At 66.9% G+C, this 14,351-nt stretch carries 13 protein-coding genes; 7 read left to right on the plus strand and 6 right to left on the minus strand.

Annotation, left to right across the window (positions count from 1 at the left end; genetic code table 11):
- Nucleotides 1–9 precede the first annotated feature (9 nt).
- Nucleotides 10–1,215, minus strand: coding sequence for a PQQ-dependent sugar dehydrogenase (locus tag Ga0609869_RS10540; protein ID WP_125406943.1), 1,206 nt, complete (start codon nucleotides 1,213–1,215; stop codon nucleotides 10–12).
- 191 nt (nucleotides 1,216–1,406) lie between these two features.
- Nucleotides 1,407–1,862, minus strand: coding sequence for a TolC family protein (locus Ga0609869_RS10545; RefSeq protein WP_125406946.1), 456 nt, complete (start codon nucleotides 1,860–1,862; stop codon nucleotides 1,407–1,409).
- A 245-nt stretch (nucleotides 1,863–2,107) separates the two neighbouring features.
- On the opposite strand from Ga0609869_RS10545, the gene Ga0609869_RS10550 reads away from it, so the two are divergent.
- Nucleotides 2,108–2,836 (plus strand): FkbM family methyltransferase, encoded by a 729-nt coding sequence (locus tag Ga0609869_RS10550; RefSeq protein WP_125406949.1) that lies wholly within the window; start codon nucleotides 2,108–2,110, stop codon nucleotides 2,834–2,836.
- 248 nt (nucleotides 2,837–3,084) lie between these two features.
- On the opposite strand, the gene Ga0609869_RS10555 is transcribed toward Ga0609869_RS10550, so the two are convergent.
- Entirely contained in the window at nucleotides 3,085–4,374 is a 1,290-nt protein-coding gene (locus Ga0609869_RS10555) for an MFS transporter (protein ID WP_125406952.1), read from the minus strand.
- Nucleotides 4,375–4,847: 473 nt separating this feature from the next.
- On the opposite strand from Ga0609869_RS10555, the gene Ga0609869_RS10560 reads away from it, so the two are divergent.
- From Ga0609869_RS10560 to Ga0609869_RS10585, 6 genes are all read left to right on the plus strand, one after another.
- Nucleotides 4,848–6,041, plus strand: coding sequence for an MFS transporter (locus Ga0609869_RS10560; protein WP_125406955.1), 1,194 nt, complete (start codon nucleotides 4,848–4,850; stop codon nucleotides 6,039–6,041).
- Between the two features lie 320 nt (nucleotides 6,042–6,361).
- Nucleotides 6,362–6,649: a sll1863 family stress response protein gene (locus tag Ga0609869_RS10565; RefSeq protein WP_125406958.1), complete on the plus strand. Its 288-nt coding sequence runs from the start codon at nucleotides 6,362–6,364 to the stop codon at nucleotides 6,647–6,649.
- A gap of 519 nt (nucleotides 6,650–7,168) precedes the next feature.
- Entirely contained in the window at nucleotides 7,169–8,569 is a 1,401-nt protein-coding gene (locus Ga0609869_RS10570) for a selenium-binding protein SBP56-related protein (protein ID WP_125406962.1), read from the plus strand.
- A gap of 3 nt (nucleotides 8,570–8,572) precedes the next feature.
- A complete protein-coding gene (locus Ga0609869_RS10575) occupies nucleotides 8,573–9,232 on the plus strand; it encodes a hypothetical protein (protein WP_125406964.1) in 660 nt (219 codons plus the stop codon).
- 450 nt (nucleotides 9,233–9,682) lie between these two features.
- Nucleotides 9,683–10,633 carry a TAXI family TRAP transporter solute-binding subunit gene (locus Ga0609869_RS10580; protein ID WP_125406967.1) on the plus strand — a complete coding sequence of 317 codons (951 nt, stop codon included), beginning with the start codon at nucleotides 9,683–9,685 and terminating at the stop codon, nucleotides 10,631–10,633.
- A gap of 63 nt (nucleotides 10,634–10,696) precedes the next feature.
- Nucleotides 10,697–12,496, plus strand: coding sequence for a TRAP transporter permease (locus tag Ga0609869_RS10585; protein WP_125406970.1), 1,800 nt, complete (start codon nucleotides 10,697–10,699; stop codon nucleotides 12,494–12,496).
- Between the two features lie 69 nt (nucleotides 12,497–12,565).
- Here Ga0609869_RS10585 and Ga0609869_RS10590 read toward each other — a convergent pair whose 3' ends face one another.
- From Ga0609869_RS10590 to Ga0609869_RS10600, 3 genes are all read right to left on the minus strand, one after another.
- Nucleotides 12,566–13,255, minus strand: coding sequence for an anti-sigma factor (locus Ga0609869_RS10590; RefSeq protein WP_125406973.1), 690 nt, complete (start codon nucleotides 13,253–13,255; stop codon nucleotides 12,566–12,568).
- Nucleotides 13,252–13,794, minus strand: a complete 543-nt coding sequence (locus Ga0609869_RS10595; RefSeq protein WP_125406976.1) for a sigma-70 family RNA polymerase sigma factor — start codon at nucleotides 13,792–13,794, stop codon at nucleotides 13,252–13,254. The genes Ga0609869_RS10590 and Ga0609869_RS10595 overlap by 4 nt, the downstream gene beginning before the upstream one ends.
- 122 nt (nucleotides 13,795–13,916) lie before the next feature.
- Nucleotides 13,917–14,330, minus strand: a complete 414-nt coding sequence (locus Ga0609869_RS10600) for a DUF7282 domain-containing protein (RefSeq protein ID WP_125406979.1) — start codon at nucleotides 14,328–14,330, stop codon at nucleotides 13,917–13,919.
- Nucleotides 14,331–14,351 lie beyond the last annotated feature (21 nt).

The following is a 14,351-nucleotide window of genomic DNA, read 5'->3' on the forward strand; positions in this document are numbered from 1 at the left end:
AAAGGTCGCTCACCCGTCGGGCATCAGCCGGATCAGCGCGCCATTTTCGCTGTCCGTCAGGATCACCACCGCGCCGTCCTGCGCAACGTCAACGTCGCGGACGCGGGCCGTGCCTTGCAGGTATCTCGCCTCGCCGGAGACGCGACCGTCCTGAAATGTCAGGCGAACGAGGGCTTGTCCGGCAAGACCGCCGATCAGCGCATCGCCCTGCCAATCGGCGAACATCTCGCCCTCGTAGAAGGCCATGCCGCTAGGCGCGATGACCGGGTCCCAGTAGTAGACCGGCTGCTCCATGCCCGCTTTTTCGGTTAGGCCGTCGCCAACGGGCCGTCCGCTATACTCGGTCCCGTAGGTGATGACCGGCCAGCCGTAGTTCTTGCCCGCGTCCGGGCGGTTCAGCTCATCCCCGCCGCGCGGGCCGTGCTCGACCGTCCAGAGCGCCCCGTCGGGGCCAAGCGCGGCCGCCTGAAGGTTGCGATGGCCGTAGGACCAGATTTCGGGGCGTCCGCCGTCGATTTGCGGGTTGCCTGCGGCCGGGCCGCCCATCGGGTCGATCCGAAGCACCTTGCCCAGGTGGGTCGAGACATCCTGCGCCAGTTTCCGCGGCTCACGGCGCGAGCGCTCGCCGGTCGTCACGAAAAGCGCGCCCGCGTCGTCGAAGACCAGGCGCGAGCCGAAATGCAGCGTCGAGGCCCAGGCGGGGTCCTGGCGGAAGATCACCTCGACATCGGTCATGGTTCGCTCGTCGTCGGACAGGCGCCCGGTGGCCACGGCGGTGGCGTTCCGGCCCCGCCCGCGCGGCTCGGCATAGCTCCACCAGACGCGGCGGGTCTCGGCGAAATCGTCCCGCACGGAGACATCCAGCAGGCCACCCTGTCCACGGGCATCGACCTCGGGCAGCCCGGCAATGGCCGGCGACAGCCCGTCACCGGAGACGACGCGCATCCGGCCCGGCCTTTCGGTGACCAGCCAGCGGCCGTCCGGCAACTGGTCCATGCCCCAGGGATTTTCCAGACCATCCGCCACGACCTCGCGGGTCAGGGTCATCCGCTCGTCGATGACGGGTGCGCGGGTCTGCCCGTCGAAGGCGGGTGTCTGACCGGGGGCATTCGGCGGGGCCGCGTTGAAGTCCTGCCCCTGGGCCGTGCCGGCAAGGGCTGCCGTCACGACCGCGATGGCCAGTGGGCGGAAGGGGGTCCTGGACGTATTGATCATGCAGCACCTTTTCGAATTGTCTGTCATTGCATTGAATGTGGTTTCACTCCTGCAAAGACCAAGTCACGTCTTCGCGGGGCCTGGGGTCGGGCCCGTCAAGGTATCGGGCCGCGCTGGAAGGGCGGTCTTGGGTGCTGCGGGTGGGGTCGACCCAAAAGGCGCCATCTGGCGACGACGCGGTAACGGTGGCCTCAAGGGGTCGCGTCGAGCGGAAACGACTCGCCGACATGACCGCGATAGCGCACGAGTGATATTTCCAGCTGGCCGGTCGCGGCCAGCAGTCTGGCTTCCGCGGCGGCGAGCCGCGCCTCGACGAGCGCCACGTCGGTTTCGGTCACCTCGCCCCGTGCAGCGCGCGCCCGTGTCTGCGTGAGATAGCCATTGAGAAAATCGACGCTGTCTTGCGCGATCGACACCCGGCCGGCCGCGCCGCTCGCCGACGGGTAAAGCCCGGTGGCGACAAATCCGGGCAAATCCTCGGGCCGGGTGTACGCGGTGGCGCCGGGCTGGGCGTTTGTCGCGGCCCCGGGCGGCACGCCCGGCTCGGAGATTGCCGAACGCGTCTCGCCGCACCCGGCCGCCGCGATCAGGGCGGCGAACGCGATGACAGACGAAACGGGGGGCAGGCGTTTTTTCAGCACATGCATTCACGCGATGTGTTGGTCACACAAAGCACGTTCAAGTGCAGGTTCGCACCGCTCGGGCCAAACGCTGCGTGCCTCGCGCAATGGCCGTCAGTGGGTTCGCTGAACCTGCCCGTGCTGGGTTGCCGCAGCCGCGCCCTGCAGGCAGTCTTTGAACTGCGCGCAAAGGCCTCGCCTTTTCGGGCGATGCGTGAGAGGCCGATGGAATGCATCAGGCGACCCGACCGACGACGCGACACCCGACGCCGATGGCCGCAGCGATTGGCCGGTCGCTGGACATCTACTATCGAGACACCGCCCGGACCGCGCGCATGGACCTGCTGCATCGCGCCTTCATCCCACCCGGTGCACGGGTCTTCGATATCGGGGCGCATGTGGGCGACCGGACCGGGAGTTTCCTGCGGCTAGGCGCATCCGTCGTCGCGCTGGAGCCGCAGCCGCACGTCTTCCGGGCCCTTCGCCTGATCCACGGACGCCACCCCGACGCGGTGCTTTTGCCCATCGCTGCGGGCGCTGCGCAGGGCGCGATTGCGCTTCATCTCAACACGCGCAACCCCACCGTCGCCACCGTGGCGTCGGATTTCATCGCCGCGGCCGCCGGTGCTGCGGGCTGGAGCGACGAGGTCTGGGACCGCAGCATCACCGTTCCGGTCACCACGCTCGATACGCTGATCGCGCGCTACGGCATCCCCGATTTCGTCAAGATCGACGTCGAGGGGCATGAACCCGCCGTTCTGCAAGGCCTCGGCACCGCGTTGCCCGCGCTGTCGTTCGAGTTCACCACGATCCAGCGCAGCGCCGCCCATGCCTGCATCGAGCGGCTGAGCGTCCTTGGACAGTATGAATACAATCTCAGCCTCGGCGAAGAGCACAGGCTGCGCCATGACGCATGGCTGGGGCCGCGGGAAATCTGCGCCGTGATGGAAGCGCTGCCCGACGCGGCGAATTCGGGCGATGTCTACGCACGGCGGGTCTGAGATTGCGACAGCCTGATCGTTTTGGGCGTCAACCGGTGATCCCTGCGCCGGGGATCGGCCGTCGCCAGCCGCCCCTTGCGCGCATTCCGGCCCGGCCCATTCCTTTCCGCTCGGCTTGCCGCAACCCCCGGAGGGACGCATGGCGGCCGGCCAGTCGTGCGCCGCGCAACCAAACCCGGCGCACAACTCGCATCGCTGGCCGGCGCCCCTTCGCCAGCGGCGCGGGCTGCAAGCGGCCTGTGCCGCGCTCAGGACGGATCGTCCGTCTGCTGGCCGGCCTCGGCCTGTTCGGCGGCCCAGTTGCCCGCCGCCTCGACCGCAACGGTCGAGGTGGTGGGGAGCACGCCGAGGTAGCTTTCGGTGTCCTCCGTCGGGACGGCGGCGCGCTGGGTCATGCGGTAAAGCGCATAGAGCGCAAGCAAGGCGAAGGTCACACCCAAAACCGGCCAGAACGCGAAGGGACCGAGCCCCTGCATCGCCCAACCGGTTGCCAGCGGCCCCAGGATGGCACCGAGCCCGAAGGTGAAGACCAGCCCGCCGGACGCGGCCGGCATGTCCTCGGCCGACAGGAAATCGTTCGTATGGGCCAGGAGCAGCGCATAGAGCGGCGTCGTCACCCCACCGGCGAAAAAGGCGGCCGCCATCAAGGGCCACAGCCCGACGCCCCCGGTCCACCCCATGCCGATGCCCGCGAACCAGCCCAGGCCGCACGATGTCATGCCCAGCAAGGCCGCGCCGAAGACCAGCTTGCGCCGGTCCACCCGGTCCGACAGCCAGCCGATCGGGTATTGCAGCACCAGCGCACCCGCGAACAGCATCGCCACGAACAGCGCGATCTGCGATGCCGTCATGTCGATCTGTGCGCCGAAGACCGCGCCCATGCCCGCCTGCGTGGCGTAGATGCTGCCCAGAAGAAAGATCCCCACCGTGCCGAGCGGCGAGCCCACGAAAAGGCCACGCAGCGACATCGGGCGCGCGACCTCGACCGCCGGGACCGGGGTCGCCGAGAGCAGGATCGGCGCAAACGAGATAGAGACCAGGATCGAGGCGCCAATGAACAGCCCCGCGGTCGCCGCATCGCCCAGCGTCAGCAGCCCCTGCGCCCCGATGATGCCCAGCGTCTGCGCCATCATGTAGGCCGACAGCACCTTGCCGCGGGTCTCGTTGGTGGCCGCGTTGTTGAGCCAGCTTTCGGCGGCGACGTAGATGCCGGACATGCAAAAGCCCACCAGCACCCGAAGCAATGTCCAGGCCCAGGGCTCGGCCAGCAGCGTGAAGGCGATCAACCCCGCCGACATGAAGCTGCCCAGCGCCGCGAAGACCCGCACATGCCCCACGCGCCTTATCATCAGCGGGGTGAGGCGCGCACCGGACAGGAAGCCCAGGAAATAGCCCGAGGTGACCACGGCCAGTTCCGCGGCGGAAAACCCCTCGATACCGCCGCGCAGGCCGATCAGGGTGAAATGCATGCCGTTGCCCAGCATGATCAAAACGATGCCGACCAGAAGGGCCCATACCCCGGACAAGACTTTCAACATCAGAACGGTCCTCTGACTCGTAGCGTATTGCGGCGGTCGCCTTTCCTTCACTAGGCGGGCCTCGTGACCGCGGGGCCGCAGCGTCGCAGACGCCATGCCGCCGATGGCTGCGCGATGCTTGGCCATTTGGATCGAGAAACAGTACCACCCAAGGCCGCCCGAGTTCAGCCGTTATTGGCGGGTTTGGAAACCCGCGCTGCACACCGCGCGGCCCATGAGACGCGAAAAACGCCGGTTGCGACGGCAACCCGGCCCCCTTGGCGCGCGGTGCAGTGTCCGCGTTCGGCCGGTTGCGCGGGCTGCGGCGTGCTGCGGGCATTGCCGCGGTTGCTAAGTTGCGATGCGAGACCGAATCGAGGGGGGCGGGCAGCGCCGGCGGCACAGCCCGGTCACGAGGCCGCGTCCCGGACGCGCCGTCTTGGAACCAACGCCCCTGCAAATTCATTTCCGGTACGACGAAGGAGGGCCGCGCCATGACCTACTTCAAGACCCTCTCCGCCGCCGGTTTCCTGGCGACCGCGATCGGGTACGGGCCCGGCCGCGTGGGGTTCGGGCTGTTCGTTTCCGAGTTCAGGCCGGCCTTCTCGATGTCGAGTTCGACCATCGGGTTCATCTCCGGCCTCGGCTTTCTCGGTTTCTTCATCGGCCTGCTGATCGCGCAGGTCCTGCTCAACCGGCGCGGGCCGGGCGTTCCCATCATGGCCGGCCTGGGCGTCGCCACGGCGGGCATGGCGACCGTGGCCATGGCGCCGAGCCTGGCCGTGCTGGCGACCGGCGTCTTCCTCACCGCATCGAGCGCCGGTTTCGCGTGGACACCGTTCAACGACGCGGTGCACCGGAAAGTCCCGGACCGCGACCGCCCGACGGCGCTCTCGACGATCAGCACGGGCACCGGCGTGGGTGTCGTGACCGCTGGCCTCGCAGCGCTCGGGGCGGCGCTCACGGGACTGTCCTGGCGCGCCTGCTGGGCGTTCTTCGCGGTTGCGAGTGCGCTTGCGCTCCTGGCCAATTGGGCGGCGCTGCGCCCCGTCGAACGGGCGCCGGCGGATCGATTGGCGCGGCAATCGCGCCATCTGCTGGATCGCGCGGCGCGTCCGCTTTTCGTCATTGCCTTCGTCTATGGGGCGACCTCGGCGATCTACATCTCCTTTGCCGCCGACTATATGGCGGCACGCGGCGGCGTTCCCGGCGTCCCTGCCGCGGCGACACCGGCCCTCGTGTTCATCTGCTATGGCCTCTTCGGCCTGGCCGGGCTCCTCACCGGACGGGTGAAGGATGCGATCGGCCTGCCGTGGCTCTTGCGCTTTCTCACGGTATCCGGGGCGCTGTCTGTTGCGCTTCTCGTGGTCTTGCCGGGCCGCTGGGCCGGGCTGGTGCCCTCGGCCGGCCTTCAGGGCTTGCATGTGATGATGACGAGCGCCGTCCTGGCATTCTGGTCGGAGAGGCTTTTCCCGTCCATCCCTTCGCTGGGTTTCACCGCGGCGCTTCTGGCCACAGCGGCCGGAAGCACTGTCGGGCCGGCCGTGGCCGGCGTCATGTCCGATACCTACGGGGCGGCCGCGATGTTTCTGGCGACGGCCGCATTGCCGGCCGGCACGGCGGTCATTCTCAGGGACCGCCACGCGCAAGAGCGCCCCGTGAGAGGTGCCTGGCGGGAACCGGCGTGACCCGTCGCTGCGATAGATCGGCAATCGGTCGCACCCGCAGGCATAGCACGCGCTGCCCGATGGAAAGGCGGGCCGGCTCTTGCCGCCGCCCCGGTCCGGTGACCGCCGCGGCGCCTCGGTATCGCTCTCGATCAGAGTGAAGTGGCGCCGGTGGCCATTATGGTGTTACGATGTCCGAAGGAGAGATCGTGCGAGGCGCCCGTTGCCCTATGGCCGCGGCGCCCACGGCGAGACCCGGCGCGGGATTTGGCCTTCGGGTTCACCCGGCGCTTCGCGCCAGGCCCAGTCGTGCGCCCTTACAATCAAAGCGAGGTTCCAACATGTCCGATAAAGACCAGTATATCGAGAAGACCAAGGCGAAGCTGGATCAGTGGAACGCCGAGATCGACAAGATGAAGGCCAAGGCGGACGAGGCCGAGGCCGACGCCAAGATCGAGTATCAGAAGCAGGTTGAGGAAATGCGTGGCAAGCGCGACGAGGCCGAGGCAAAGCTGAAAGAGCTGCGCGAGGCCGGTGACGACGCTTGGGGCGACATGAAGGCCGGGTTCGACAGGGCCTGGGACAGTATCTCCGGCGCCTTCGAGAGTGCCAGGTCCCGGTTCAAGTGACCAGACGCCCTTGGCTGCGCAGGCGAGTCTAAGCGCATAGGTATCACGTTGCGGTGTTTGGGCGGGGCAGGGCCGCCGTTTAGCGTCCTGACATAGCCAGATCGCACCTGTTGGTGGGGTCCCGGCCGGTCCCGAATGCATCCGGCGCAACGTGATGCCTTACGCTCGGCGTCCGCTATCGCTAGGCGGCGCCGAGGGCTTGGTGCATGGGCGCGGCATAGGGAAGGCCGTACCGTCCCGGCGAAGACCGGTTCTCAAAGAGCCAGCCGCACTGACATCCTCGATCGCCCCGTCCCCCAAGACCGCATCGACCAAAGCGCCGTAACATGACCCGGCAGAGGGTCGTTTCACCGCCCGGTGCCGCCTTGGCCCGTGGCCGGCGACACAGATCGGCCCCACCGAATGTGAAAACCAAATTGTTTACCGAAATGGAACTTCCGTGGCACCTTTCCCTGAGGGCACTTCAAGACTTCTGGATTTCAATCAAGAAGCGTGCCGCAGGCCTGGGAGGAGCCGACAATGAATCTGAGACCCGATCCGACATTTCATGCAACCCCGAAACTCGCCATGGAGGCCCCGGCGGAGACGCTGGCTTTCACGCTCATGCTTAGTGCCGACGGCTCGCAGCCCGATGGCCTTGCGGTCATCGACGTTGACCCCAAGTCCGGCACATACGGCCAGATCGTGCATCAACTCATCATGCCCAACAAGGGCGACGAGTTTCACCATTTCGGTTGGAATGCCTGTTCCTCGGCGCTTTCGCCGCTGACAGGGCACGCTTTCCTCGAACGGCGCTACCTGATCGTTCCGGGTATCCGATCGTCGCGTATCTACGTGATTGACGTGAAAGAGCCGCTCAAGGCCAAGATCCACAAGATCATCGAACCCGAAGAAGTTTTCGCCAAAACCGGCTACTCGCGCCCGCACACGATCCATTGCGGGCCCGAGGGGATCTATGTCTCGACGCTCGGCGGCGGCGGCGCGGATGGCACCGACGGCCCGCCGGGGATCTTCATCATGGATTGCGAATCCTTCGACATTCTCGGCCGCTACGAGATGGACCGGGGTCAGCAGGACAAACATTACGATTTCTGGTGGAACCTGCCGCGGGACTACATGGTCAGTTCCGAATGGGGACTGCCGCCGCAGTTCGAAAACGGCCTCGTCGCAGAGGATCTGCTCTCGAACAAGTACGGTCACAAGATCCATTTCTGGAACCTGCGCGAGCGTCGCAACGTCCAGACCATAGATCTGGGCGAAAATCACCAGATGGCGCTGGAAATCCGACCTGCGCATGATCCGGCCAAGGATTACGGCTTCTGCGGCGTCGTGGTGGACACCACAAACCTGCAGGGCGCAATCTTCACCTGGTGGCGCAAGGCCGACGGCACGTTCGAGGCCAGAAAGACCATCACCATCGATCCGCGACCGGAAAAGGCCGAGAACCTGCCGCCGCTTCTGCAAGGGTTCGAGGCGGTGCCGCCGCTCGTGACCGACATCGATCTCAGCCTCGATGACAAATACCTCTACGTGGCCTGTTGGGGGCTGGGCGAGATGCATCAATACGATGTCTCGGACCCGATGAAACCCAAACTCGCCGGCAAGGTCGAGATCGGCGGAATTGCCCGGGGCGCCAAACACCCCAACGGAAAGCCGTTCGCCTTCGGCCCGCAGATGGTGGAAATCAGCCGGGACGGCAAGCGCGTCTACTGGACCAACTCGCTCTACTCGACCTGGGACAATCAGTTTTACCCCGATGATGACGGCGGTCAGATGGTCATGGCCAATGTCGGGGCGAACGGCGGGCTGGAACTGGACAAGGACTTCTACATAGAGTTCCCCAAGGGGTATCGAAGCCACCAGATCCGCCTCGAAGGCGGCGACTGCTCGACCGACAGTTTCTGCTATCCCTCCGTCTGACGCGTGGATGGACTGAATACAGCAACGGCCCTTTGGTGGGCCGTTGTCGCGTCGGGAATTTACCATGGGGTCAATCCCGGCATGGGCTGGCCGCTTGCGGTGTCGGCCGCCCTCATGGATCGGACGCGCGGCAGCCTTTACCGGGCTTTGCTGGCGCTGGCGGTCGGGCATCTGCTCGCCATGGTGGCGGTCCTTTTTCCGTTCTCGGTGCTTCTGTTTCTCGCCGAATGGCAACGCGCGATACAGACCGGCGCGGCGGTCCTGCTGATCGGACTCGGGACTTACCTGATCTTCAATCGCCGGCATCCGCGGTTTCTCGCGCGCGTGCCGCCGTCGCGGCTTGCGCTTTGGTCGTTCCTCGCGGCCATGGCCCACGGCGCAGGTTTGATGCTGGTGCCGATCTACCTGGGTATATGCCGCACGGTAGAGACCGATGCCGGGCACGCAGCCGCTTCGGACCTGATGGCGGGCAATGTCGGCATCGCCTCGTTGGTTGCCGTGGTGCATACACTCGCCATGACCCTTTCGGGCGGGCTGTTCGCCGTTGGGGTCTATCACTGGCTCGGATTGCGGTTTCTGACGAAAAGCTGGTTCAACCTCGACCTGGTATGGGCCTCGAGTCTCGTTCTCGTCGGGGTGATCTCACTTCTGGTCATCCACTGACAACCGAACGGGTATGTCGCGTCGCGGGGCCTGAAGGGGGCCGGGTTGCGTTCCGGCGTTGGACGATGGCCAAATCTGCCCACTTTCCCGGCCTGCGAACCGGCCCCCGAATCATTCGCCTGCTGGCGGTGTTCCAAATCCGGTTTCGGCTCGCGCGAAGCAGGGACGTCTCGATGCGGGTCCGCCCGCTCCGCAACCGGCTCTCGCCCTCCTCACCATACCCGGCGGGGCGAACTTGCCCCCGGTGTCCGTTCGCTCCACTGCGGCCCCGCATCACGCGGCCACTCCTGGCCCGGCGAGAGGTTGCCCCAAGACAGCCAAGCCCGTACCTGTCAGCCATGTGACTGCGATGCGCGGAAATGCTGGGCAAGGATGCCCACGAGACTCCTTGACAGCGCGCGCGCCGTATCGCTCAACTTCTTGCCTCAAGGAACGCAGCGGGAGAGACGGATGTTCAAGAGAGTTTCGGTGGCCATCGCGGCCTTTGCGATCGCCTCGATGCCAGCCATGGCCGAGACGCGGGTCACCTACAAATCGGCCAAGTCGACCTCGTCCTATTACCAGATGGGTGTGCAGATCGCCGAGGCGATGAAGGCGGGCTCGGGGGGCGAGATCATCGTCACCGTCGAGGAAAGCCAGGGCTCCGTCCAGAACGTTATGGAGGTGCGCGCCCGCGGGGGCGACTACGTCTTCACCACGCCGCCCGCGCTGGTGGGGCTGGCCCAGGGCGGCAAGGCGATGTTCGAAGGCAAGGGCGATCCGAAGTTCGACGAGATCCGCGCGCTGTTCCCGATCCCGTCGCTGACCATGCATTTCGTGATGTCGGATGCCTCGGGCGTGAACGAGTTCGCCGGCATGGAGGGCAAGACCATCCTGCTGGGCAAGGGGTCGTTCGGTGCGCGCGAGGGCGAAAAATACCTCGGCCTCTTCGGCCTGGAGGGCAAGGTGAACATCGCCGATGTCGAGCTTTCCAACGCGGTGCCGGCGCTGAAGAACGGCCAGATCGACGGGTTCGTCACCGCAGGCTCCTGGCCGGCGCCGAACGTGATCGAGGCCGCGGCCTCCACCGGCGTTACGGTGCTCTCGCTCACCGACGAGCAGATCGAGGAGACCAAGCGCGCGCGGCTGGTCATCCCGGCAGGCACCTATGCCGGGCAGGAGGCGGATATCGTGACCACCTCGCTGCCGGTGGTGGCCTACACCACCACCGCGATGGACGACGAAACCGCCTATCAGTTGACGCGGTCCTTCTGGGAAGAGAAGGCGAAGATGGCCCAGGCCGCGCGCTGGTGGGCCGGTGTCGACGAGGGGCTGATGGCCAACATCGCCGGCAAGATCCACCCCGGCGCCCTGCGTTACTACAAGGAGGCAGGGTTCCCGCTGACCGACGCGCAGATGTGATCCGCGCGAGCGGCGATTGATCGGCCGGGCCCGCGTGCCCGGCCGTTTTCCGTGTGAGGTACGATGCTCTCCCCCCAGACAGACGCCTATTCCAAGGGCCCGTTGCGGTTTGCCTGGCTCGCCCTCGCGGTCGTGCTGGTCGGTTTTCACCTTGGCCTGATCTTTTCCGGACTGGTGCCCAACCTCGTCGCGCGCCCGCTGCACATGGCGCTGGCGCTACCGTGGATCTTCATCTTTTCCGCGCGCACGCCGCTGGGACGGGCGACCGGGGCGGTCTGGACCGCCCTGGGCGTTGCCGCGGCGGGGTGGGTTGCGTGGAACCACGGGGCCCTCTCGGATCAATACGGGTTTCTCGAAGGGCCGTTTCAGACCGGCATCGCCGCGATCCTGCTGCTGACCGTGCTGGAGGCCGCGCGCCGCGCCATCGGCTGGCCGCTGCCCACCGTCGCGGCGCTGGCGCTGGCCTACGGCCTTTTCGGACAGCATGTCCCCGGCCAGTTCGGCCATTCCGGGACGCCGCTGGCCAGTTTCCTCGGCACCCTGACGATTGCCGAAGGCGGTATCTGGGGCAGCCTGACGGCGGTCTCGGTCGGGGTGGTGGCGATTTTCGTCATCTTCGGGGCGGTGCTGAACGCGGGCGAGGCGGGGCAGGGTTTCATGAACGTGGCCGCCGCCGCGGCGGGGCGGCTGACTGGGGGCGCGGCCAAGGTATCGCTGATCTCCTCGGCGCTGTTCGGCTCGATCTCGGGCTCGGCCTCGGCCAACGTCGCCTCGACCGGCGCGATCACGCTGCCGGCCATGGCCCGGCTGGGCTATCCAAGGCGGCTGGCCGGCGCGGTCGAGGCGGTGGCCTCGTCGGGCGGGCAGATCATGCCGCCGCTGATGGGGGCGGGGGCCTTCGTCATGGTCGAACTGACCGGCGTGCCCTACACCGGCATCATGGCCGCCGCGCTGATCCCGGCGTTTTTGTATTTCTTCACCGTCTGGGTCGGCATCAACGGGTATGCCCGGCATTACGAGCTGAAGGGGCTGGCCGCAGAGGACCAGCCCGCCGCCCGCGACGTGGTGCTGACCTCGCTCTTTTTCCTCGTGCCGTTCTCGGTGCTGTTGTGGGGCATGTTCGTGGCGGGCGTGACGGCGCAATACGCGGCGTGCCAGGCGATTTTGGCCGGTGCGGTGCTGCTGTTGTTCAACCGCCGGCTGCGCATCGTCCCCGCCGAGGCCGCCGAGCGGATGGAGCGCGCCTGCCTGACCGCCGCGCGGCAGGTGTCGATGATCGCCTCGATCATCCTCTGCGCCTCGATCGTGATCGGGGTGCTGTCGATCACCGGGCTGGGGGTCAAGCTGACCTCGCTGATCCTGTCGGGCTCGGGCGGGATGCTGTGGCCCTCGCTGCTGCTGACGGCGCTGGCCTGCCTGGTGCTGGGCATGGAGGTGCCGACGACCGCGGCTTACGTGATCTGTGTGTCCGTCGCCGGGCCGGCGCTGATCCAGCTTGGGCTGGAGCCGCTGCAGGCACATCTCTTCGTTTTCTGGTTCGCGCTTTTGTCGACGATCACGCCGCCGGTCTGCGGCGCGGTCTTCATCGCCGCCGGCATGATCGAGGAGAATTGGCTGAAGGTCGCCGTCACCGCCATGGCGCTGGGCGTGGGGCTTTACGTGATCCCGCTCGGCATGGTGGCCAACCCCGATGTGCTGGCCCTCGCGTCGGCGCCCGGTGCCGCCGTGCTGGCGGGGCTGCGCATGGCGCTGGGGCTGGGCCTGCTGTCCTACGGGCTGATCGCCGCGCACCGGCTGGCGCTGCGCATCGTTCTGGTGCTGTCCGGGGCGGCGGTGGTGTTCTCGGGGGTGGTGTTGAGCTGATCGTGCCGCGGAGAGGGACAGCCCGAAGGCGGGCCTTGTTCCGCCGCGCAAGGCCCGACCCTGCGCGGCTCAGAGGTCCTCGAACGTCGCGGTCGCCAGAACCGACCCGGTCGGGACGCCCGTCGGCGAGCCGCCGGGCGGCTCGTCCGAGACCGCAACGGTGCCGGTGCGGACGCCGGGCGCGATCTCGTCGGGAACGCGGATGCGCGTCGGTCCGTCGCTTTCGAGAACCCCCAGCGACACCGGCGCGGTGGCGCCTTCGGCGATGAGCCAAAGCTCGAACACCCGTCCCGCCGGGGGTGTTCCGGCCACTGGCTCGACGATGATTTCATGCGTTGCGGGAATGACGCTCGCCACAAGGACGACGGATTGGTCCTCGCTGCTCAATTCGGCGCGAAATGCCGGCTCGAGATCCCGCCCGACGCCGAGTACATTCGTCAACAGAACGATCGCGGCAAGGCCCGCCACGGCGAGGCCGCCCAAGAGGGCGGGCCAGCCGGGCAGGAACCGACGCCCTGTTTTCCGGGGCGGTCCCACCGCATCGAGAACCGCGGTCTTGACACGCTGCGGCGGCGCGATGTCGGGAACGTCCTCGCCGAGCTGGGCAAGCAGCGCTTCCCATCGGTGAACCAGCGCCCGCAGATCCTGATCGCGCGACAGCCGCGCCTCGAACGACCGGCGTTCGTCGGCATCCAGCAGATGCAGAACGTACTCGGCCGCGAGGGCCTCGTCGCCGAATGTGTCGTCCGGGTCGGTCATCGGGTCAGACAGTCCCTGAGCTTTATCAGGCTGCGGCGCAGCCAGGTTCGCATCGTGTTGACCGGCACATCGTAGCGATGCGCCAGGTCCTTGTAGGTGTCACCGTCAAGATAGGCCCGCTTCACGGCATCCGCGCGGGCGGTGTCGAGCTCGTCCAGGCAGTCGTCGATCGCGGCGCGTGCGGATCTCGCGACGGCGACCTCTTCCGGACCGGGCCGGTCGTCAACGATGTCGAGGGCCCTGTCGATGCCGCCGGTCCGGGTCTCGCGGGCGCGCAGCCTGTCGATGGAGAGGTTGCGCGCGACTGTGATCAGCCAGGTCATCGGGCTGTGTCCGGTGACCGAATAGGTGCCGGCCTTGTTCCAGACCCGGACGTAAACGTCCTGCAAGACCTCTTCGGCTTCGCTGCGATTGTTCAGCACTCGCAGGCAGACGCCGAAAAGTTTCGCGCTGGTTGCATCGTAAAGCGACGAGAACGCGGAATGATCCCGCAGCGCCACGCGGGCGATCATGGCCTCGATGTCGTCCCTCGTGGTCATGGCTTTACCAGATGCATCGCCCGTGTCGCTGTCAATCGCGTTGTCCCGCCCGGGGCGCAAAGAAGAACCCGCGCCCCCGGTGTTACCCGGGGACGCGGGACCTCGGGCGAAGACGGCGCAGGTTACTGCGCGCTGATCACACTCATAACCAGCTTGTCATCGATACGGATCGGCCCGTCTTCCTTGGCCCCGAGTGTGTATTCGAAGATCCCGGTTTTCATGCCGCCGGCCTCGCCGTGGACCATCAGCATCAGCCTGTCGCCCGGCGCGACATCCTCGGTCAGGATCGCCGCCACGTCGAAATTTTCGCCCTCGCGCAGCGGGGCGTGGCCAACGACCGGGCCGGGGGTCATGTCGGCATCGGTGCGATGCACGACCAGCCATCCGTTTTCGCCCGCGACGATCTTTTCCGCGCTCACCACGCCATTGGCGACCGACTGGTCGCGCGCGTCGACCATGGGCGCCATGCCATGGCCCGCGGCAAAGGCGCCCGAGGCTGCGGCGGTGAGGAGGGCTGCGAGAATTGCATGTTTCATGTCGTACTCCTTCGAGTTGCT

The organism is Rhodovulum iodosum (assembly GCF_041020385.1).
Taxonomy (GTDB): domain Bacteria; phylum Pseudomonadota; class Alphaproteobacteria; order Rhodobacterales; family Rhodobacteraceae; genus Rhodovulum; species Rhodovulum iodosum.